Annotated in this window: 26 protein-coding genes; 7 read left to right on the plus strand and 19 right to left on the minus strand. The window is 59.8% G+C overall.

Features of this window, described 5'->3' with window-relative positions:
• Window positions 1-29: 29 nt before the first annotated feature.
• The 9 genes from ACRQ1B_RS25115 to ACRQ1B_RS25155 form a co-directional block, all read right to left on the minus strand.
• Entirely contained in the window at window positions 30-557 is a 528-nt protein-coding gene (locus tag ACRQ1B_RS25115) for a tyrosine phosphatase family protein (protein ID WP_432296863.1), read from the minus strand.
• A complete protein-coding gene (locus tag ACRQ1B_RS25120) occupies window positions 554-1,132 on the minus strand; it encodes an HD domain-containing protein (RefSeq protein ID WP_432297045.1) in 579 nt (192 codons plus the stop codon). The genes ACRQ1B_RS25115 and ACRQ1B_RS25120 overlap by 4 nt, the downstream gene beginning before the upstream one ends.
• Before the next feature lie 44 nt (window positions 1,133-1,176).
• Entirely contained in the window at window positions 1,177-2,034 is an 858-nt protein-coding gene (gene ygfZ, locus ACRQ1B_RS25125) for a CAF17-like 4Fe-4S cluster assembly/insertion protein YgfZ (protein ID WP_432296864.1), read from the minus strand.
• Between the two features lie 135 nt (window positions 2,035-2,169).
• The gene (locus ACRQ1B_RS25130) at window positions 2,170-2,907 is read right to left on the minus strand and encodes a hypothetical protein (protein WP_432296865.1); all 738 of its coding nucleotides are present in this window, start codon (window positions 2,905-2,907) and stop codon (window positions 2,170-2,172) included.
• Window positions 2,908-2,966: 59 nt separating this feature from the next.
• Window positions 2,967-3,224 carry a hypothetical protein gene (locus ACRQ1B_RS25135; protein WP_112732297.1) on the minus strand — a complete coding sequence of 86 codons (258 nt, stop codon included), beginning with the start codon at window positions 3,222-3,224 and terminating at the stop codon, window positions 2,967-2,969.
• Window positions 3,225-3,327: 103 nt separating this feature from the next.
• Window positions 3,328-3,765, minus strand: coding sequence for a TIGR02301 family protein (locus tag ACRQ1B_RS25140; protein ID WP_432297046.1), 438 nt, complete (start codon window positions 3,763-3,765; stop codon window positions 3,328-3,330).
• 56 nt (window positions 3,766-3,821) lie between these two features.
• A complete protein-coding gene (locus ACRQ1B_RS25145; RefSeq protein ID WP_432296866.1) occupies window positions 3,822-4,241 on the minus strand; it encodes an NUDIX hydrolase in 420 nt (139 codons plus the stop codon).
• Between the two features lies 1 nt (window position 4,242).
• Window positions 4,243-4,539 (minus strand): addiction module antidote protein, encoded by a 297-nt coding sequence (locus ACRQ1B_RS25150; RefSeq protein WP_432296867.1) that lies wholly within the window; start codon window positions 4,537-4,539, stop codon window positions 4,243-4,245.
• Window positions 4,540-4,541: 2 nt separating this feature from the next.
• On the minus strand, window positions 4,542-4,838 hold the full coding sequence (locus ACRQ1B_RS25155; RefSeq protein WP_432296868.1) for a type II toxin-antitoxin system RelE/ParE family toxin: 297 nt from the start codon (window positions 4,836-4,838) through the stop codon (window positions 4,542-4,544).
• 38 nt (window positions 4,839-4,876) lie between these two features.
• On the opposite strand from ACRQ1B_RS25155, the gene ACRQ1B_RS25160 reads away from it, so the two are divergent.
• From ACRQ1B_RS25160 to ACRQ1B_RS25170, 3 genes are read left to right on the plus strand one after another with little or no spacing between them, the layout of a single operon-like run.
• Window positions 4,877-5,212 (plus strand): YnfA family protein, encoded by a 336-nt coding sequence (locus ACRQ1B_RS25160; protein WP_432296869.1) that lies wholly within the window; start codon window positions 4,877-4,879, stop codon window positions 5,210-5,212.
• 43 nt (window positions 5,213-5,255) lie between these two features.
• Window positions 5,256-6,023: an SOS response-associated peptidase gene (locus ACRQ1B_RS25165; RefSeq protein ID WP_432296870.1), complete on the plus strand. Its 768-nt coding sequence runs from the start codon at window positions 5,256-5,258 to the stop codon at window positions 6,021-6,023.
• Between the two features lie 52 nt (window positions 6,024-6,075).
• A complete protein-coding gene (locus ACRQ1B_RS25170; RefSeq protein WP_432296871.1) occupies window positions 6,076-6,699 on the plus strand; it encodes a LysE/ArgO family amino acid transporter in 624 nt (207 codons plus the stop codon).
• A 12-nt stretch (window positions 6,700-6,711) separates the two neighbouring features.
• Here ACRQ1B_RS25170 and ACRQ1B_RS25175 read toward each other — a convergent pair whose 3' ends face one another.
• From ACRQ1B_RS25175 to ACRQ1B_RS25185, 3 genes are read right to left on the minus strand one after another with little or no spacing between them, the layout of a single operon-like run.
• On the minus strand, window positions 6,712-7,032 hold the full coding sequence (locus tag ACRQ1B_RS25175; protein ID WP_432296872.1) for a hypothetical protein: 321 nt from the start codon (window positions 7,030-7,032) through the stop codon (window positions 6,712-6,714).
• Window positions 7,013-7,867: a CDP-diacylglycerol--serine O-phosphatidyltransferase gene (pssA, locus tag ACRQ1B_RS25180; protein WP_432296873.1), complete on the minus strand. Its 855-nt coding sequence runs from the start codon at window positions 7,865-7,867 to the stop codon at window positions 7,013-7,015. The genes ACRQ1B_RS25175 and pssA overlap by 20 nt, the downstream gene beginning before the upstream one ends.
• Before the next feature lie 44 nt (window positions 7,868-7,911).
• The gene (locus ACRQ1B_RS25185) at window positions 7,912-8,610 is read right to left on the minus strand and encodes a phosphatidylserine decarboxylase (protein ID WP_432297047.1); all 699 of its coding nucleotides are present in this window, start codon (window positions 8,608-8,610) and stop codon (window positions 7,912-7,914) included.
• 216 nt (window positions 8,611-8,826) lie between these two features.
• Between ACRQ1B_RS25185 and ACRQ1B_RS25190 the strand changes: the two genes are divergently transcribed.
• Entirely contained in the window at window positions 8,827-9,075 is a 249-nt protein-coding gene (locus ACRQ1B_RS25190; RefSeq protein WP_432296874.1) for a hypothetical protein, read from the plus strand.
• Window positions 9,076-9,152: 77 nt separating this feature from the next.
• Here the strand turns inward: ACRQ1B_RS25190 and ACRQ1B_RS25195 are convergent, their stop codons facing one another.
• The 4 genes from ACRQ1B_RS25195 to ACRQ1B_RS25210 all read right to left on the minus strand — a co-directional run bounded on the left by ACRQ1B_RS25195 (window position 9,153) and on the right by ACRQ1B_RS25210 (window position 14,345).
• Window positions 9,153-10,175 (minus strand): LLM class flavin-dependent oxidoreductase, encoded by a 1,023-nt coding sequence (locus ACRQ1B_RS25195; protein WP_432296875.1) that lies wholly within the window; start codon window positions 10,173-10,175, stop codon window positions 9,153-9,155.
• Window positions 10,176-10,329: 154 nt separating this feature from the next.
• Window positions 10,330-10,470 carry a hypothetical protein gene (locus ACRQ1B_RS25200; RefSeq protein WP_432296876.1) on the minus strand — a complete coding sequence of 47 codons (141 nt, stop codon included), beginning with the start codon at window positions 10,468-10,470 and terminating at the stop codon, window positions 10,330-10,332.
• Window positions 10,471-10,482: 12 nt separating this feature from the next.
• Window positions 10,483-12,372 (minus strand): ABCB family ABC transporter ATP-binding protein/permease, encoded by a 1,890-nt coding sequence (locus ACRQ1B_RS25205; protein ID WP_432296877.1) that lies wholly within the window; start codon window positions 12,370-12,372, stop codon window positions 10,483-10,485.
• Window positions 12,373-12,578: 206 nt separating this feature from the next.
• Window positions 12,579-14,345, minus strand: a complete 1,767-nt coding sequence (locus ACRQ1B_RS25210) for an Ig-like domain-containing protein (protein ID WP_432296878.1) — start codon at window positions 14,343-14,345, stop codon at window positions 12,579-12,581.
• A gap of 142 nt (window positions 14,346-14,487) precedes the next feature.
• Here ACRQ1B_RS25210 and ACRQ1B_RS25215 point away from each other — a divergent pair, with 142 nt between their 5' ends.
• The 3 genes from ACRQ1B_RS25215 to rarD all read left to right on the plus strand — a co-directional run bounded on the left by ACRQ1B_RS25215 (window position 14,488) and on the right by rarD (window position 17,176).
• Window positions 14,488-15,117 (plus strand): LOG family protein, encoded by a 630-nt coding sequence (locus tag ACRQ1B_RS25215; RefSeq protein WP_432297048.1) that lies wholly within the window; start codon window positions 14,488-14,490, stop codon window positions 15,115-15,117.
• Between the two features lie 164 nt (window positions 15,118-15,281).
• Window positions 15,282-16,160: a protein-L-isoaspartate O-methyltransferase family protein gene (locus ACRQ1B_RS25220; RefSeq protein WP_432296879.1), complete on the plus strand. Its 879-nt coding sequence runs from the start codon at window positions 15,282-15,284 to the stop codon at window positions 16,158-16,160.
• Window positions 16,161-16,264: 104 nt separating this feature from the next.
• Window positions 16,265-17,176, plus strand: coding sequence for an EamA family transporter RarD (rarD, locus tag ACRQ1B_RS25225; RefSeq protein ID WP_432296880.1), 912 nt, complete (start codon window positions 16,265-16,267; stop codon window positions 17,174-17,176).
• Between the two features lie 8 nt (window positions 17,177-17,184).
• Here rarD and ACRQ1B_RS25230 read toward each other — a convergent pair whose 3' ends face one another.
• The 3 genes from ACRQ1B_RS25230 to cimA all read right to left on the minus strand — a co-directional run bounded on the left by ACRQ1B_RS25230 (window position 17,185) and on the right by cimA (window position 19,520).
• Entirely contained in the window at window positions 17,185-17,502 is a 318-nt protein-coding gene (locus ACRQ1B_RS25230; protein ID WP_432296881.1) for a helix-turn-helix domain-containing protein, read from the minus strand.
• A complete protein-coding gene (locus ACRQ1B_RS25235; RefSeq protein WP_432296882.1) occupies window positions 17,499-17,834 on the minus strand; it encodes a type II toxin-antitoxin system RelE/ParE family toxin in 336 nt (111 codons plus the stop codon). Before ACRQ1B_RS25235 ends, ACRQ1B_RS25230 begins: the two co-directional genes overlap by 4 nt.
• Window positions 17,835-17,903: 69 nt before the next feature.
• On the minus strand, window positions 17,904-19,520 hold the full coding sequence (gene cimA, locus ACRQ1B_RS25240; RefSeq protein ID WP_432296883.1) for a citramalate synthase: 1,617 nt from the start codon (window positions 19,518-19,520) through the stop codon (window positions 17,904-17,906).
• Between the last annotated feature and the right edge of the window lie 34 nt (window positions 19,521-19,554).

A 19,554-nucleotide genomic window follows, 5' to 3' on the forward strand; every position in this document is an offset into this window, starting at 1 on the left:
TAGGAATACTCGGTTTTATTCTGTTTCTGCTATGTTCCCGGCAGATTGAGCGGCAACATGAAAGACACTGTCCCATCCGTGTCGGCGCCGCGGCCGATGCCCTTGACGGCTGCGACAAGCCGTCCGTCGCGCTTCAGAAGCCGGTCGCCGATTTCCACCAGACGGGTGTTCGGCGTGGCATGCGGCGCAACGGTTCGCAGCCGTGTCGCAAGCTCGAATTCGTCCTCTTCCGGAGAGATGGCAAGAGCCGCAATCAGTGCCGCGGCGGGGGAACGCGACACGCCCATCCAGCAATGCACGACCAGTGGAAACTCCCGGTTCCAATCGGCCATGAAGGCGATCAGCCGCTCCACATGCGCCTCGTTCGGGGCAATCAGGTTACCAGTGCCGGCAAAGGCGATGTCATTCATCGCCAGTTTCAGGTGACGGTCGGCGGCAATCACGGCGGGTCGGTGAAAATCCTGCTTTTCGGCAATCAGGCTCACCATTTCGCGCGCCTTGTGGCGCACCGACAGCTCGGCGATTTTGGTGAGCGGACAGACGATGATGGCGGTCATCGCGCGCCGGTCCCGCGAGACGCTTCAAGTTCGGCAAAACGTGCCTGAAAACGTGTCTGTGCATCGGTGGCCGGAAGCGGTTCCAGGGCAAGCATGTCGCGTGTGATGTCGCTCGGAACGCCGAAGAATTTGCGCGCTTCGGGCAGCGAAAAGCCGGCAAGTTCCGTCGCTTCGAAAAAGGCGGCAACCGAATCGGCACGCTTGATTCGCGTCTTGAGGTCACGTGTCGGGTGAGCGGGCAGTCCGAAACGCAAATGGATGGCCGCTTCGAGCCGCGCCTCGACCGTCTTGTAGCCGCCGCCGACCACCGCCTTGAATGGCGAGATCATGTCGCCGATCACATATTCGGGGGCATCGTGTAGCAATGCCATCAACTGTTCCTGAGGCGCCGCTGCGGGCTGGGCGAGCGAAAAGACCTGCTCGACGATCAGCGAATGCTGTGCCACCGAATAGGCGTGGTCACCACGTGTCTGGCCGTTCCAGCGGGCAACGCGGGCAAGGCCGTGGGCGATGTCGGATATTTCCACATCCATCGGCGAGGGATCGAGCAGATCCAGCCGGCGTCCGGACAGCATGCGTTGCCATGCGCGCGCCGACTTGGTGGTCGTGCTTCCTGCGCTCACGTCTCGGCCTCTTCGGCGCCGGTCGGGAACGACAGACCGGTCCATTCAGGCAGGGTCAGAGACACCGCAATATCGGCGGCTGTCAGAGGGACGCCGCTCGCCAGCGCATCCCCGACACGATCGATCCGAACGATCGCAAGGCCCTGGCCACCTGAAGTCGAACCGAGCATGCCGACCGGTTTCGCCCCTGCCAGAATGTCCGTCCCGGCTGCCGGCAGGTCCTGCTCAGCTGACACGATCACCACGCGACGGCGGGCCGTGCCGCGATGCTGCATGCGCGACACCACTTCCTGACCGACATAACACCCCTTGCGGAAGGAAAGTCCGTCGTCCTTGTCCAGCAGCACGTCATGTGGAAACGCATCCTGCAGCGGAAAATCGCGCCCCGACACGGCAAGACCGGCAGAAATGCGCAAGGCCTGGTAAGCAGCCTCGTTACCATCCGCCTGTTTGCCATCCGTTTGTTGGCCGGGCGCTCGCTGGAGGGAAATGCCGGCTTTGGCGAAGGCAGAATCGATGATGCCGCCTTCCAACGTCTCGCCGCCCCATGCAACCGTCACGCCAACTGTATCGATCATGGCGATGTCGACCATGGCGCGCAGCTTGTACATGGTCAGCCGGCGCGCAAAAGCTTCGCGCTGCGCATGGTCTATTTCGATGGCGAAGCCACCCTCGATACGCCAGATGACGAAATCGAACAGGATCTTGCCCTGCGGCGTCAAAAGCGCGCCGGGGCGTGCCTCGACTTCCGGCAAGCCGGCAACATCCGTCGTGATCAGATTGTGGAGGAAATCCTCTGCATCCTTGCCAGTAATGGACAGGAGGGCACGATCGGAAAGGAAAGCAGACGGCATGATTTTCACCCGCACGAATCGGAAACGGAATGGTCGCGCGCAAACGAATGCGCAGCGAAGACTATCCTAGAGTTAAGGTTTGGTCGTCTCGGCGGCAAGCGGTCACCTGACCGGAAAAGTTCGACAGAACGCTGCTCAGTCGCCGCTGACGATGAACTTCCACTTGCCGTCGGGCGAAATACCGATGCGGTAGAAATTGTAGCCGCCCGCTTCGTCCATGGCGGCGAGGTCACCGGCGGTGACGATGCGCAGCAGGTCCACCTTTTCCGGTGGCGTCAGTTCGTTGAGCGGCTTGCCGACGAAATAAGGCCAGACATAAACTTCATCCGGCGTGCCGGCCTCGATGCGGGCAACGCCCGTCTGCATCAGGTCGAGCATGATGGCAAGGATTTCCAGACCTTCGGTATCGCCGGAAAAGCTTTTCAACGTTTCGATCGGATCTTCGTTCTGGTCGGGACCGTCGGTCTTCTGCGCACCGGGATCCATGATCGGGCGCATGCGCTCGACATCACCGGAAGCGGCGGCCTCGACGATCGCCTCGCGCAGCTTGCGCACCGGTTCCGGCAACTTGCTGAAATCATGAATGATTTCTGCCTTGATCGCCTGTTCAGTTTCTTCTTCGGCCGCAGGTGCTGCTGCGTCCGGCTTCGGCGCTTCCGGCGCGGTGGTGGCCGGTGGGGTTGCCTGGCTATGCTGGTTTTCCGTGCCCTTGTGGTCGTCGGGCGCCGTTTCCGTCGGCTGAATACCCTGGTGTCCGACAGGCGCAATCTGCGTCACGCCGGAAAGGGCGAAAGCGGCAGGCGCCTGCGTCAGCGCGGTCGCGCCGAACAGCGCGGCGGCAAGCAGAGTGCGGGAAAAACGGCTATTGGGCATGGCGATAATGGCGTTCCTGTTGGAAAGCCCCGATCCTACACGATAATTGTTGGTCGCGCTTACTGAATGATGCGCTGCGGAGAAAATTCGCCTGCCAGCATGCGTTCGCGCAGCGACTGCAGCATGGCTTCCGCACCGGCTTCGCCGTGCATGCGGATCGTTTCGCGCATGGCCAGAGCTATGGCGGCATCAGCGATGATTTCCGGTTCGATACCATCGGCACGGCCATCGGCCCATGCCTCGTTCTGGTACTCGAGCGCCACCTGCATCTTTTCGTGCACAATCATCTCATCGATGTCGTTACGGGCTGTCTGCATAATCATCCTCTTTCCGGCACCAGGTTGTTACCGGTGCGTTAACAAGATTACCAGCCTTTTATCAAAACGACACGGCCTGCGAGCGAAAGAGGTAAATAAACACTTAATTTCCGTAGCGGGCGGCGATTTCCGCAGCCAGTGTTGCACCTTCGGCACGGTATGCCTCTTCCGCGGAGCGGGCAGTCGGTGTGCAGCTGGTGTGTACCGATGCAAACGAACGGTAACCGCGGTTGAAGGCGGCGGTCAGTTTCTCGCGACGTTTTGGCTCATTTGCCGTTTCTGAATCAATCAGTTTCTGCATGGACGTGCGCCAGTTCGACTGGCGTTCTCCACACAGCGTGCGCAGGTAATGCACCGATCCGAGAATTTCCGAAAGCCGTGCCAGCCGGTCGTCATAAGGCGCCGGTTTCTCTGCAGGTGTCGTCTGTGCTGCCGGCGGTGGTGGCGTTGCGGCCTTCTTCTGCGCCAACGCCGGCGTGCTCACCAGCGGTAGGCTGGTGGCGAGAAAACAGGCGGTAACAAGGCGTTTGCGAAGCGTCATCGATGATCCGGTGCAGGAAATCGCAAGCGAATCTGCTGCGATCATTGGCCAGCCTTTTAGCCTTTTGCAGGCCGCGCCGCCAGCCGTTCGGCACATTCAAGCACGCTTGGCGGCACCGGCAGCGCACGGATTTCATCCACCGTGTACCAGCCCGGATCGGCCGCGTCATCGGCGGCAACAGCCTCGATCTCCTCGTCGGCCTGAACCAGAAAGACGGATAGAAAGAAGTGGTTGAGCACATTGCCGGTTTCTGATTCGGCCTTCAGATCGTAGGTCGCAAAGAGTTCCGGTTCGCGGACAGAAATGCCGGTTTCCTCGAAAAATTCCCGCACGGCGGTTTCGGCCGGTGTTTCTCCCGGCTCGCCACGCCCGCCCGGAAAGGCGAACAGATCGGCGGATGGTGGATTGATTCGCCTGATCAGCAGGAAACGGCCATCACGTTCGAGAATGGCGGAGGATGCGGGGCGGGGATGCATTTCAAGCAGCCGGTGCGAGTGGGACGATCGTCAGATCATAACCGATCGCGCGAATGACTTTCAAAATGGTGGCGAATTCCGGATTTCCCCCCTCACTCAATGCCCGATAAAGATTCTCGCGCGACAGGCCGGTCTCTTTCGCCACTTGTGTCATGCCGCGCGCGCGCGCCACATCGCCGATTGCTGCGGCAATCAGAGTGGGGTCGCCGTCGTCGAAAACCGCTTCCAGATAAAGTGCGATCCGATCATCGCTGTCGAGATGGTCGGCAATATCCCATTTTTTCGTGTCAACAGACATGCTCATTCCTCCAGAGTTGCAGCCAGGCTTTTGGCTGCAGCGATATCCACCTTCTGGGTCGATTTATCGCCCCCGCAAAGAAGGATGACGAGAACCTGTCCCCTTAGAACGAAATAGATGCGATAGCCGGGACCGTAATCGATCCGCAGCTCGCTGATTCCGCGGCCAACGGGCTTTACATCTCCTGCATTGCCAAGTGACAAACGGCGGATACGCATATTGATACGGGCCTTTGCCCGCTCATCACGAAGTCGGGAAAACCAATTCGCATAGATTGCCGTTTCCCGAATTTCGATCATATGAAATTGTAGCGTATGCGCTACAAATCGACAAGGTGATGCTTTTGATCAAGACCTACACCCTCTACGTTCTCGCCGCCGTTTTCGAGATTGCCGGTTGTTTCGCCGTTTGGGGCTGGTTGCGACTGGAAAAGCCGCTCTGGTGGCTGGCGCCGGGTGTTGTTAGTCTCGTCCTGTTCGCATGGTTGCTGGCGCTGGTGGAAAGCGAAGCGGCGGGGCGCACCTATGCGGCTTATGGCGGCATCTATATCCTTGCTTCCATCCTGTGGCTGCTCGCGGTCGAAGGCCGCATGCCGGATCGTTGGGATCTGGCCGGCACGGCGCTTTGCCTGATCGGCTCGGCCGTCATCATTTTTGGGCCGCGCAGCGCCTGAGCCTCCCGTTGACCATCGCGCGCACCGGTGCGAAGACAGAAACATGTGCGGACGATACGCCCTGACGACAACACCCGATGACGTTTTGAATTTCGTCAGCGTTGCGCTGGTGGAGGATTTTCCGCCACGCTTCAATATTGCGCCGACGCAACCCATTCTTGTGGTCATGCAGGCGGAACGGCCCGATCCCGGCAGCAATCTGCCGGACCGCAGGGCTTTTCTCGCCCGCTGGGGTTTCATTCCCGGCTGGGCAAAGGATCCGAAGGATCTCAGCCTGATGATCAACGCCCGCGCAGAAACGGCGATCGGCAAGGCATCGTTTCGCGCTGCCATGCGCCATCGCCGCATCCTCGTGCCCGCATCTGGTTTTTACGAATGGCGGCGGCCGGAAAAATCGGGTGAAGAAAAGTCACAACCTTACTGGATACGCCCGAAGAAGGGCGGCCTCATCGCCTTTGCCGGGCTAATGGAAACCTATGCCTCGGCCGACGGATCGGAGATCGATACCGCCGCCATTCTCACGACTGCCGCCAACCCTTCGCTGAAACGCATTCATGACCGCATGCCGGTGGTGATTTCCCAAGAGGATTTTACCCGCTGGCTGGACTGCCGCACGCAGGAGCCACGTGAGGTCAAGGATCTGATGACGGCGGTGGATGACGATTTTTTCGAGGCGATCCCGGTATCGGACCGTGTCAACAAGGTCACAAACATGGGAGCGGAGCTTCAGCTGCCGGTCGATGACGTGGCGCCGCTGCCGGTGATCAAACCAAAGCCGAAGCCTGACGATAGCCAGCTTTCTCTTTTCTGATTCTCGTGTACTGATCCTTCTCCCGCCTTATGTCAGACTGGACTTCCCCTCAATGGATCTTCTTCCCGCCGCTGTGTCCGGCTTTGCGCTCGGTGGCTCGCTGATCGTTGCGATCGGCGCGCAGAACGCCTTCATCCTGCGCCAGGGGCTGATCCGCAGTCACGTGTTTATCCTCTGCCTGATCTGTGCTGCCTCGGACGCATTGCTGATTGCCGCTGGTGTTGCCGGTCTCGGCACACTCGTCTCGCGATCGCCGACGCTGATCGCGGTTGTCACCATTGGCGGTTTTCTGTTTCTGGCAACCTATTCCTTCATGGCGTTCAAGCGCGCCCTGGCGCCATCGGCCATGGCTGCGGGCGCGCCGCAGGGCATGCCGTTGAAGGCGGCGATCATGGCTTGCCTCGCCTTCACCTTTCTCAATCCGCATGTCTATCTGGATACGGTGGTGCTGCTCGGCAGTTTGTCGGCCGCCCATGAAGGAACGGCACGACTGGCCTACGGCATCGGTGCCGTGGTCGCGTCATTCACCTGGTTTTTCGCGCTGGGATATGGGGCACGTTTTCTGGCGCCGCTCTTTGCCAGGCCATCGGCCTGGCGCGTGCTGGACGTGCTGATCGGCCTCATCATGGCGTTGCTCGCCATCGGCCTGCTGTTTAACTTTGTTGCCGGCGATTAAACCGGTCTGAACTCAGGACTTCTTGGCAGGCTTGCGCTTCAGCATCATGGTTGCGGCAATCACGGCCTTGATGCCGAGCGGGCGCAACGGTGCGTGCAGGTCGTTCTGGTTCTTTTCGGCCGGAGCCTTCTGGTTGTTCATTTTTGTTTCCTCTGGAGCGATCTTGTTATCGATCGCCGCTTTCACCATAAATCCGGGCGGAAATACGGTAATGTCATAGCGATCCGGAGGAATATTCATACAGGTGTCATCTTGCCGCAGACTGGATGTGCAGTGCAGCGCGAATCGTCGCTCTGTGATGAATGTCAGGAAATCACGGCGAAGCGTGATCATCCTCGATGGTGAGCGTGCCGTAACGACGGTGCCAGGCGCGGGCGCTGAACGGCAGTATGCAGAGATAAGCGATCACCGTCACGGAGAGCACTTCCCACGTAAAGCTCATCAGCAGCGCCACATAGATGACGACGCCAAGAATGACCGGCAACATCAGGTTTCGGCGGATGCGGGTTTCCGACTTGCCGGACCAGATCGGCAGGCGGCTGACGAGAAGATATCCCATCAAGACCGTATAGGCGCTGGCGGCATAAGCTACCCAACCCTCCAGAGGCACACCCAGAAAGCCGAGATAGACGGGCAGAAGCACCAGCATGGCACCCATCGGTGCCGGCACGCCGACAAAGAACTCAGACTGCCACGGCGCTTTTACCTGTCGCTCTTCCATCACGTTGAAACGCGCGAGGCGCAGGCCGGCGGCGATCGCATAGATCAGCGCCGCGATCCAGCCGAGAGACCGGGCGCCATCGAGCACATAGGCATAAAGCACGAGGGCAGGGGCAACGCCGAAATTGATGATGTCGGCAAGACTGTCCATTTGCACGCCGAATCGCGACGTCGCCTTCAGGAGACGGGCGATGCGCCCGTCGATGCCATCGAGAAAGGCTGCAAGAAGAACCATGCCCACGGCCAGTTCGAACCGGCCCTCGAAGGCCAGCCGAATGCCGGTCAGACCGGCGCAGATGGCAAGTACGGTAATGACATTGGGGATCATCAGCCTGAGCGGAATTTCGCGCAGACGGGGCCCGCGGCCGCTATCGTCCTGACGAACGGTCGATGCGCTCTCGCGCTTGTCTTCCTGTTCGTTGGTGTGCGGCTCGACGGGTTGTTCCATTGTCATTCTCCGTAGGGGCTCCGTTATTCAGGGCTTTGTCTGCGTCAGTTGCGGCGGCTGACGACCGGACCCTTGGCCGAGCCGAATTCGGCCAGAACCGTTTCACCGCCGATGGCACGCTGGCCGATCGAGACACGGGCTTCACCGCCGGCCGGCACATAAACGTCGAGACGCGAACCAAAACGGATCAGGCCGAAACGCTCACCGGCTTCCAGAGGCTCGTTCGGCTGCACGAAGCAGAGAATGCGGCGGGCAACGAGGCCTGCGATCTGCACGACGCCAAGCTTGCCGTGCTTGCTTTCGATGACCAGGCCATTGCGCTCGTTGTCGGTCGAGGCCTTGTCGAGTTCGGCGTTGATGAACTGACCCGAACGATAGGCGATCTGGGAAATACGGCCACGCACCGGGGCGCGGTTGATGTGGCAATCGAAGACGTTCATGAACACCGAAATGCGCAGCATCGGCTCCGAGCCGAGATCCAGTTCCGCCGGCGGCACGACCATGGCGACATGGCTGATGCGGCCGTCTGCCGGGCTGATGACGAGATCTTCGTCCTGCGGCACGACGCGTTCGGGATCACGGAAGAAATAGGCGCACCATGCGGTCAGGATAAGACCGATCCAGAACAGCGGTTCTGCAATCAGGCCCAGTACCAGCGACACCACGAAGAACGCAGCGACGAAAAGGTATCCCTCCTTGTGGATGGGGACGAGCGTGTTGCGAATGGTGTCGAGTAGGTTGATCAACCGTAGTTCTCCTGCGTTGTCGGCGCACCCTGACTACATAAAAACCCTCATTGCGGCAATGTGGTTCCGTAATGCTGTCCTTCACCTTGTTGATAGAGGGTGAAAACGTGTTAGGCCGGGAACGAATGAAAGAAATGCGATCAATCGTCGCATTTTGCGGGAACCTATACGGTGGCGAAGGAATTGGGTCAGTCTTACTCAAGGAGAATTGACATGACCAAAACGAACATCTGGCTGACGATCATGTGCGGTATGATGGTCAATGCCGTTCTTTTCGGTATCGGCACCATCACCGTGCTGACGGTTCCGGCTCTGACGGAACAGGCCAAATATCTGATCCCGGCCGTCGTGGTACTAAGCTTCGTGTTGTCGCCCTTCATTTCCTGGCTGATTGCGCCGCGCATGCGCCTGCGCAACTGGGGCAAGGAGGAATGGCAGCGCGGCGATATGATTTCGGGTTAAACCCGACGCCGCAACGTTATACGACAAGGCCCGGAAATCATTGCGACTTCCGGGCCTTTTTCATGTATCGAGAAAACCTAGCGCCAGCCCATGGCGGGTGCGACATGCTTGAGGATCGCCTCGATCACATGGGCGTTGTAATCGACGCCCAGCTGGTTCGGCACGGTCAGCAGCAGCGTATCGGCCTCGGCAATCGCCTCGTCCTTCTTCAACTCCTCGATCAGCTTGTCCGGCTCACCGGCATAGGAGCGACCAAAGATGGCGCGGGTCTTTTCGTCGATGAAGCCGATCGAATCGTCTTCCTTGGCCCCATTGCCGAAATAGGCTCGGTCGCGATCGTCAACGAGCGCAAAGATGCTGCGGCTGACAGAGACGCGCGGCGTGCGCGTATGGCCGGCTTCCTTCCATGCCTCGCGATAGGCGCGGATCTGCTTGGCCTGCTGGATGTGGAAAGCCTCGCCGGTTTCGTCGTCCTTGAGCGTCGAACTCTGCAGGTTCATGCCGAGTTTGGCTGCCCATTCAGCGGTCGCGTTCGAGCCGGCGCCCCACCAGATCCGGTCCCGCAATCCTTCGGAATGCGGCTCCAGACGCAGCATGCCTGGCGGGTTCGGAAACATCGGGCGCGGGTTGGGTTGGGCGAAACCGTTGCCCTTCAGCACTTCCAGCAGGATCTCGGTGTTGCGGCGGGCCATGTCGGCCTCGCTCTCACCTTCGCCCGGCTGATAGCCGAAATACCGCCAGCCATCGATCACCTGTTCCGGCGAACCACGGCTGATGCCGAGTTGCAGACGGCCTTGCGAAATCAGGTCGGCAGCGCCTGCGTCTTCCGCCATGTAGAGCGGGTTTTCGTAACGCATGTCGATGACGCCGGTGCCGATCTCGATCTTTTTCGTTTTCGCGCCGACGGCAGCGAGAAGCGGAAAGGGGGCTGCGAGCTGTCGGGCAAAATGGTGAACGCGGAAATAGGCGCCATCCGCGCCGAGTTCTTCGGCCGCGACCGCAAGGTCGATCGATTGCAGAAGTGCATCACCGGCAGAGCGAGTGCCGGACTGCGGCGAGGGCGACCAGTGGCCAAAGGAAAGAAAGCCGATCTTTTTCATGACTTTGCCTTATGTTGGCAAACACGGCGGATCGGGATCAAAAATCGTCCCAATCCAAACTCACGGCCGTGCAGCACATCGTATGAACGTTGAGACACAGATGGCATGCCGCTTGGCCCATTCACAGTGGCCGGGTGGTGAACAGTGCGTCGCCTCAGCGAGCAGCCTGCGGATCGACCCAGCCCATCCATGTGGTAAACGCCAGAAGCGGTGAGCCCCAGAAGATCAGCACCAGAGCATAAATGATGCCGACGGCTCCGAGCACGATCAGGCGGGTTTTGCGGTTCCGTTTCATGTCGAAAACTCCTTATTCGCCGGCCGGCTGGCCGCGGGTGACGACACCGAGGTCGTCGCTCTCGCGCACCTGCCGCAGATGTTCTTCCGCCTGCGTGGCCTCGCGCTGGCGGTTCCACATCGAGGCGTAAAGGCCGCCCTGTTCGATGAGGTCCATATGCGTGCCGCGTTCGGCAATCTCGCCGGCGCGCAAAACGATGATCTCGTCGGCATTGATGACGGTCGATAGCCGGTGCGCAATCACCAGCGTCGTGCGGTTTTTCGAGACCACGTCGAGCGCCGACTGGATCTCGTGTTCGGTCGTTGTGTCGAGGGCCGACGTCGCCTCGTCGAGAATGAGGATCGGCGGGCCTTTCAGCACCGTGCGGGCGATTGCCACGCGCTGCTTTTCCCCGCCCGACAGTTTTAGGCCGCGTTCACCGACCTTGGTGTCGAAACCTTCCGGCAGATGGGTGATGAACGTGCCGATCTGGGCGATGTCGGCGGCGGCCTTGACCTCCTCGGTGCTGGCGGCCGGGCGGCCGTAGCGGATGTTGTAGGCGATCGTATCGTTAAACAGCACCGTATCCTGCGGCACCATGCCGATCACGGAACGAAGGGACTGTTGCGTCACCTCGCGCACATCCTGTCCATCGATCGTCACCGAACCCTGCTGCACATCATAAAAACGATAGAGCAGCCGCGAAATCGTGGATTTTCCGGCACCCGATGGCCCGACGATCGCCACCGTCTTGCCGGCCGGAACCTCGAAGGACACGCCCTTGAGGATTGGCCGTTCGGGATCATAGGCGAAATGCACGTTGTTGAAGGCGATGGCGCCCGGGCCGGTCGCCAGTGGTTTGGCGTCGGGACGGTCCACGACTTCCGCTTCGACTTCGAGAAGATCGAACATCTGTTCGATATCGGTCAGGCCCTGACGGATTTCGCGATAAACGAAACCGATGAAATTGAGGGGGATCGACAGCTGCATCAGCAGCGCGTTGACGAAAACGAAATCGCCGATCGTCTGTTCGCCGCGCTGCACGGCCAGCGCCGACATCACCATCATCACCGTCTGGCCGATGCCGAAAATCAGGCCCTGGCCGAAGTTGAGCCAGCCGAGCGAGGTCCAGACTTCGGTCGCGGATTTTTCGTACTTGGCCATGGAGGCATCGAAACGTTCGGCCTCCATCTTCTCGTTGCCGAAATATTTGACGGTCTCGAAGTTGAGGAGGGAATCGATCGCCTTGGTATTGGCCTCAGTATCGCTGTCGTTCATCGAGCGGCGAATGGCGATGCGCCAGTCGCTGGCCTTGATGGTGAACCAGATATAGGCCCAGACGGTCAGTGCGGTGACGAGGACATACCAGAAACCATAGGCGGCCCAGAAGATGATCGCCGTCAGCACGAATTCCAGAAGCGTCGGCACCGAGTTGAGGATCGTGAACCGCACGATGGTTTCGATGCCCTTGGTGCCGCGCTCGATGATGCGCGACAGCCCGCCGGTCTTACGCTCCAGATGGAAACGCAAGGACAGCTGATGCATGTGGACAAATGTCTTGTAGGCAAGCTGGCGCACGGCATGCTGGCCGACGGAGGCAAACAGCGCATCACGCAGCTGGTTCAGGCCCACCTGAATGAGGCGGGTGAGATTGTAGAGGATGACGAGAATGACGGCGCCGAGCAGGAATGCGGGCAGAAGGCCGGCCATATCCAGCTTGCCGTTCAGCGCATCCGTTGCCCATTTGAAGAAATAGGGCACCGACAGAAGGATGATTTTTGCCAGCACCAGATAGAAGGTTGCCCACAGCACGCGCGCCTTCAGGTCTGCACGCCCCGTCGGCCACATGTAGGGCCACAGGTTGACGAGTGTGCCGAGCGGATTGCCGCTATCCGCCGAAACGGTCTTTTTCTTCGATGCCATGAAATGCTGATCCCTGGAGGCGAGGGGTGCGCGAGCGCTATGCGGCGGACATAAGCGCGAAGGCTTGCGGATGCAATGACAGGCTGATGAAACCCGGCTTTTGTTGACATTGATCTGCCCCGGAAAAGCGCCGGCGCGCCGTCGGCGCTCCCCAAACGAATATCCCCGCCACAAGGGCGGGGATAATGTTCGAATTCATCAAAGGATCAGGATTTTCCCTGTTGCATCCGCTTGCGGTGCATCTCTTCCGCATCCGGGCGGGCCTCATCGGGCACGCCGAACACCTGTCCGGGCTGGATCAGGTCAGGGTTGGTGATCTTGTCCTCGTTTGCGAGATAGATCGTCGTGTAGCGCACGCCCTGGCCGTAAACGCGACGGGAAATCTGCCACAGCGTATCGCCACGGCGGATGATCACCGAAGCGTTCTCGCTCTTGGTCAGCGGCGCCTGCTCGATGGTGCGGGTATCGCCGGTGGGTGTGGTGGCCGCCACTTCGGCAGGCATGGCGCCCAGCTGGCTCGGCGGCGTGTCGACAACGGGGCCGACGGCGCTGGCAATAATCGTGCTGATCTCCACAAAACCCTTGCCGAAATCGGTTGCGTCGCGCGGCAGGGCTTCAAGTGCTTTCAGGGCGGCTGTGGCCTGCGCGATCGTCATGTCGGCAATACGCCGGGCTTCTGCACTGGCATCGGCCGGAAGGCGGTACTGCGTCAGCGAGTTGAGCGCGATCATCGTGGCCGAGCGGGCGGCTGCCAGCTGTTCGGCCGTCGGCACGGCGCCGTTGGCGTAAAGTCCGGTGAGGATCTCGTGGGCGCGTGCCACCTGATTGCGCTGGCGGTCGAAGGCGCCGTCATCGATCGGTGCGAGTGCCTTGCCCGACGATGATGCCGAAGGACTTGCAACAGCCGCGACCTGGCCACCGGCCGGTCGGTTGAATGGTACGGCGACGCGAACCAGTGCCTTGCCATCGGGGCCGATCTGGTCAACGGCGATGCGATGATCGCCAACCGAAAGCGGCACCTTGCCTTCAATGACGAAGTGACCGTTGGCGGCAGCCGTGGCGTTGCCGATCACGGTGTCATCGGCATAACCGCGCAATTGGGCTTGTGGCTTGGCGATGCCGGCGACGAACAGGCGATCGCCTTCGATCTCGACGGCGGTCACCTGAATTTCGGCCTTCTGGCCGGTCGCGTCGGCCTTGGTGGTGGCGCTTGCGGCATTGGGAGCGGCAACGGCAACCTCGGGAGACGATGGCTGCGCGGCGGCGGCTTCAGGCGTCTTGGTCGCTGTGGGCAGCGCAACCCGTTCGGTCTTGGCCGGCTTCTGCTCGCCGGGCGTGGCGATCAGGCGGCTGGCTTCACCCGGCTTGGTGACCATGGCGAGCAGCTCGCCGCCCTTGACGGCGGGTACCGAAATCGTTGCCACTTCTTCGGAAACGACGGTCTTGCCGTCCTTGCCGGTCACCTTGAGCACCAGTTCGTGGTCGCCCGGCGGCAGCGGATTGTCGAGGATGGCGGCAAATTCGCCACCCTGTGCCACATCGGCCTTGGCCAGCACGGATTTTTTGTCGGCAACTTCGAGCTTGGTGCCCGGTTCGGCGCGGCCGGCGATCACGGTGGAGCCATCCGGCTCGACACGCAGAACGTCGAAAGTCGGCGCATTGCCGGCACTTGCCTGTTCGGCAGAAGCCGGCGCCGTGGACGCGGCAGCCGGGGCCTGAGCCGTTTGCGCAGGCGCAGCCGTCGCGGAAGGGGTGGTTGCCGCCTGTTGCTGAGGCTTCGTGTCGTCGACGAGGTCCTGAGCGGCCTTGCCGCCTTGGGCAACAGCTTGCTCCACCTGTTTGCCCGCCTCGTTGATCGCCTCGCCAAGCGGTTGCTTGTCGTCGGAAATGCGGGGCATGACGAAAAACACCATCACGATGGTCGCGACAGCAAGGACACCAATGGCCAGCCAGCCGGCAGGATTCTTCAACATCAGTTCTCTCCCGACGGAACGCCCGCCGCACAGTAGGGAAATAGCCGTTTCATGCAACCTTCACAAGCTTTTCAAGGATTTCTGCCTTGCTCTTGCAGCTCTTTCCGGTCACTTTTGACGATTGTGCGTCGCGACGCGTGAAATCCCGAGTGCCACGGAGAAAACTGTGCCCATCCAATCCATCTGCGTTTATTGCGGCTCCCAGCCCGGTCGTGACCCTGCCTATCTCGCGGCGGGCCGTGCTCTCGGCAAATCCATCGCTGCCCATGGACTGCGCCTCGTTTATGGCGGCGGCACCAAGGGCATCATGGGAGCGGTTGCCTCGGGCGTCCTGTCGAACGGTGGTCAGGTCACGGGGATAATCCCTGAATTTCTTGTCGATATGGAGGCAACGCGCCATTCTCTCGGCCAGCTGGACGAGCTGATCGTCACCACGGACATGCATGAGCGAAAGCACAAGATGTTCGAGCGCTCGGATGCGTTCGTAACGCTGCCGGGCGGTATCGGCACGCTGGAGGAGATCGTCGAGATCATGACCTGGGCGCAGCTCGGCCGGCATGAAAAGCCGATGGTGTTTGCCGATATCGGCGGTTTCTGGAAGCCGATGCTCGATCTCGTCAGCCATATGCGCGATCAGGGTTTTATCCACCGTGCGCATCTGGTGCAGCCGCTGGTGATTTCGGATGTTGATCAGATCGTGCCGGCCATTCTCGAAAAAGCCGAGGAAGATGGTGTGTCTGATGGAGAAAAAGAAGTGATCTCAAAGCTTTGAGATTGTAACCTCATTGTCTGGCTGAAAATCTGATGGCGGCACCCGATGACCTTGCCAGTTCGCCGGATGTAAGATTGTCCATTCGTGGTTTTCTTCGGGCGCGCCTTGATTTTGTCCGGCCGTTGCCGTCATCTGAGACAATCTCAGGTGGAAGGTGTCGTGCCGTGAGCAATCATGATGATGGGGTTCATCGGCAAATCTATGCTCGCCAGATTCTGTCCAAAGCTGGCGTCAGCCATGATGCGCGGCTCGAAAAAGCCTTCGCCACCATACGGCGAGAGGATTTTGTCGGTCCGCCGCCGTGGCTGTTCAGTGATTTCAACCGATACAAGGAACTCGCTTCCAGCGATCCTGTGGTTCTGTATCAGGACATGCTGGTCAGCCTGAACGCGCATCGCCATGTCAACAACGGCATGCCGTCTCTTCACGCCGGCGCGCTCCACAAACTGGGCATTCGCGACGGCGAAACGGTGGTGCATCTGGGCACTGGCAGCGGTTATTACACGGCGATCATCGCTGAACTGGTTGGTCCGTCGGGGCAGGTTATCGGCGTGGAATATGACGGGGCGCTTGTCGAACGCGCCCATCAGGCCCTTGCCGATTATCAGAATGTCAGCGTCATCCACGCCGATGCCCTGCAATGGGTGTCGACCGGTGACGAAGCCGATGTCATCTACGCCAATTTCGCGCTCGACCACCCGCCGGCGCCATGGATCGACAACCTTGCCATTGGTGGCAGGTTGCTTTTCCCGTTCGGTGTGCCTGTGGCTGACGCCGGCAGTGCGCCGGCTTTCAGTCGCTTCGCTGCGTTCCTGATGATCGACCGGCGCGCGCGCGGGTTCGGGGCTCGATTTCTGATGCCGGTTTCCTTCATCTGGGCAGAAGGGCAGGATTCCGTGCCGGACGGGCGTCATGCCGCGCTGACGGATGCGTTCAGGAAACGCAATCTGTCGCGGGTGCGCAGTTTTCGCTGGCGGCAACCACGCGCGGGTGAGGAATGGTATGGGGAAGACGAGTGGGGACTGTCATTCGATGAGGTGTGAATGCCGCCATCCATGACCTTGCTGAATGTAAGCTTCAAGCAAATGAATTGGCGCAATGGCTGCTGGAGGACTAGAAGCCGCTCATTCAGCAGAAGGATCATCTGATGGCGAACGAGAGCGTTTCTCAACCGGTCAAGAACGAAGACACGCCACGCGGTTTTGCCTTCGCGCTCACGGCCTATCTGATGTGGGGGTTTCTGCCGTTCTACCTGAAGGCCGTGGCGCATCTGCCGCCGCTGGAAGTGCTGGCACATCGCGCGTTGTGGTCTGTGCCGGTTGCCGGCGCCGTGCTGATCCTGCTCAAGCGCACCGATGAACTCAAGGTGGCGATCCGCACCCCGAGCATGCTGGGCATGGCTTGCGTCACCGCCGCCTTCATCACCGTGAACTGGGGCATTTATGTCTGGGCGATCGCCAACAACCACGCGTTGGAAGGTGCGCTCGGTTATTTCATCAATCCGTTGTTCAGCTTCTTTCTGGCGGCCGTGGTGCTGCGTGAAAAGCTGAGCCCGCTACAGCTTGCGGCCATCGGGCTGGCTGGCATCGGCGTCGTCATCCTGACCGTCGGTTCCGGCGGTCTGCCATGGATCTCGCTCGGCCTCGCGTTTTCCTGGGGGTGTTACGCACTTTTTCGCAAGACGCTGCCGATCGGCCCTAATCAGGGTTTCTTTCTGGAAGTGCTGCTGATCAGCATCCCGTTCCTGCCTTACATCGTCTATCTGGAATGGACGGGGCAGGGCCATCTTTTCAACGGTACCAGCTATGACACGTTCATTCTGATGCTGGCCGGCCCGATCACCGCCGGGCCGCTGATGATCTATGCCAATGGCGCAAAACTTCTGCGGCTCTCGACCATAGGCATCATGCAGTATATCGCGCCGACGATGATTTTTTTGATCGCCATCTTCGCCTTCAAGGAGCCGCTGAGCACGGTAAAACTGGTGTCGTTCCTGTTCATCTGGTCAGCGCTGGCGGTCTATTCCTACGGCATGCTGAAGGCCGCGAAGGGGCGGTGAGGGGATGATCAAGCCACTGCCGTACGGCTTGATGCAGAAGCTTTGCTGACTTTGATGGTGACACGGCGGTCGAGCGCATTCAGCACGCGCACCAACCGGTCAATGGTGAAACGGCCAAGGTCGGCATTGCGAATGCGTGACAGATCGGCAGCCGCGACGCCGGTCAGCTTTTCTCCTTCGCGCACGGTGAGCTTTCGCCGGTCTAGCGCGGCGATGATTTCCGCCGCAAGTTGAGCTTTCATCAGCTTCGCATCCGCATCCGGGTCACCGAGATCGGCGTAAACATTGCCGCTGCCTCGAACGATTTCAAAATCGTCATCGGTCATCGCAACATCTCCTCTAGTCGTTTCAGACGGGCCTTGATCAATTCCACCTCATGGTGAGGCGTTGCTATGCCGGTCTTTGATTTTTTCCTGAAGGCATGGATGACCCAGATGGAATCGCCGAGTTGCACCGCATAGATCGCCCGATACGCATCTGTTCGATAAGGCAGGGCAATTTCAAATATGCCGGAGCCCAAACCTTTCATCGGTTTCGCAAAGTCTGCCTTCTGGCCCATGCTTGCGATCGCGAGAGCAGCTTTCATACGATCTTGAACCGCTTCGGGAAAAGACCCGAAGTCCTTCAATGCGGCCTTGATCCAAGCGATCTCCCTCATAGTTTCATGTTGTCATATTTGACAATAAAATAGCAAGTAAGAAGCCATCTCTGGATTCTCGATTTGTTATTATTCCGCCGCGATCCTGCCTGCCAATTCGCGGTTTTTCATCAGCTTGTAGATCACCGAATCCATCAGGGCCTGGAACGAGGCGTCAATGATGTTTTCCGAGACGCCCACTGTCCACCAGCGCACGCCGCTGCCGTCGGTGGATTCGATCAGGACGCGGGTGATCGCCTCCGTGCCGCCGTTCAGGATGCGTACTTTGAAATCGGCAAGAACGAGGTCGTCGATCTCGTTCTGATACTTTCCGAAATCCTTGCGCAGCGCGAGGTCGAGCGCGTTGACCGGGCCGTCGCCTTCGGCCACCGACATATGGTTTTCTCCGTCGATGACGATGCGCACGACCGCTTCCGAAACCGTCTTCACCCGGCCAAAACTGTCGAAGCGGCGCTCGACCATCACGCGAAAACCATCGACGGCGAAAAAATCCGGAATGGTGCCGAGCGTGCGCCGGGCCAGCAGTTCGAAACTGGCATCGGCGCCTTCATAGGCATAACCCGAAGCCTCGCGTTCCTTGACGATCGAGATCAGGTGATCGAGCTTTGGATCATCCTTGGAAACCTCGATGCCGCGCCGCTTCAGCGCATTGAGGAAATTCGATTTTCCTCCCTGATCCGAGACCATGACCTTGCGGAAATTGCCCACGCTTTCCGGTATCACGTGCTCATAGGTACGCGGGTCTTTCAAAAGTGCCGAGGCATGGATGCCGGCCTTGGTGGCGAAGGCGGAGGCCCCGACATAAGGCGCCTGATGATTGGGTGAGCGGTTCAGCAGTTCGTCGAAGGCATGTGACAGACGGGTCAGGCCGGCCAGGCGGTCCGGGTCTATGGCGGTGTCGAAACGGGAGGCATAAGCCTCCTTGAGACAGAGCGTGCCGATGAGGGTGATGAGGTTGGCATTGCCGCAGCGTTCGCCGATGCCGTTGAGCGTACCCTGTATCTGCCGACAGCCGGCCTCCACGGCGGCGAGCGAATTGGCCACGGCCTGTCCGGTATCGTCATGCGCATGGATGCCGAGATTCACTCCCGGAATACCTGAGGTGATGACGGCGGCAACGATGTCACGCACCTCGTTCGGCTGGGTGCCGCCATTGGTGTCACAAAGGACAACCCAGCGCGCGCCGGCCTCATAAGCGGTGCGGGCGCAGGCGAGCGCGTAGTCCGGATTGGCCTTGTAGCCGTCGAAAAAGTGCTCGCAATCGACCAGTGCCTCCTTGCCCGCTGCCTTGGCGGCTTCGACGCTGTCGCGGATCGAAGTGAGGTTTTCCTCGTTTGTGCAACCGAGCGCGACCGCTACATGATAGTCCCAACTCTTGGCGACGAAACAGATCGCGTCGCTTTTTGCCTGCAGGAGTGCCGCAAGCCCCGGATCGTTGGACGAAGAAATGCCGGCTCGCTTGGTCATGCCGAAGGCGACGAATTTTGCCTTGGTCGTGCGCTTTTCGGAAAAGAAGGCGGTATCGGTCGGGTTGGCGCCCGGATATCCGCCTTCGACATAATCGAAGCCGAACTCGTCGAGCATGGCCGAAATCGCTATCTTGTCCTCGACAGAAAAATCGACGCCGGGCGTTTGCTGGCCGTCGCGAAGCGTTGTGTCGAAAAGGTGGATGCGGTCGCGGGTCATGGATGCTCCTCCCATGGAGCCGATTTATTCTGTG

It is taken from the genome of Endobacterium panacihumi (genome assembly GCF_050847465.1).
GTDB classification, from domain to species: Bacteria; Pseudomonadota; Alphaproteobacteria; order Rhizobiales; family Rhizobiaceae; genus Neorhizobium; species Neorhizobium panacihumi.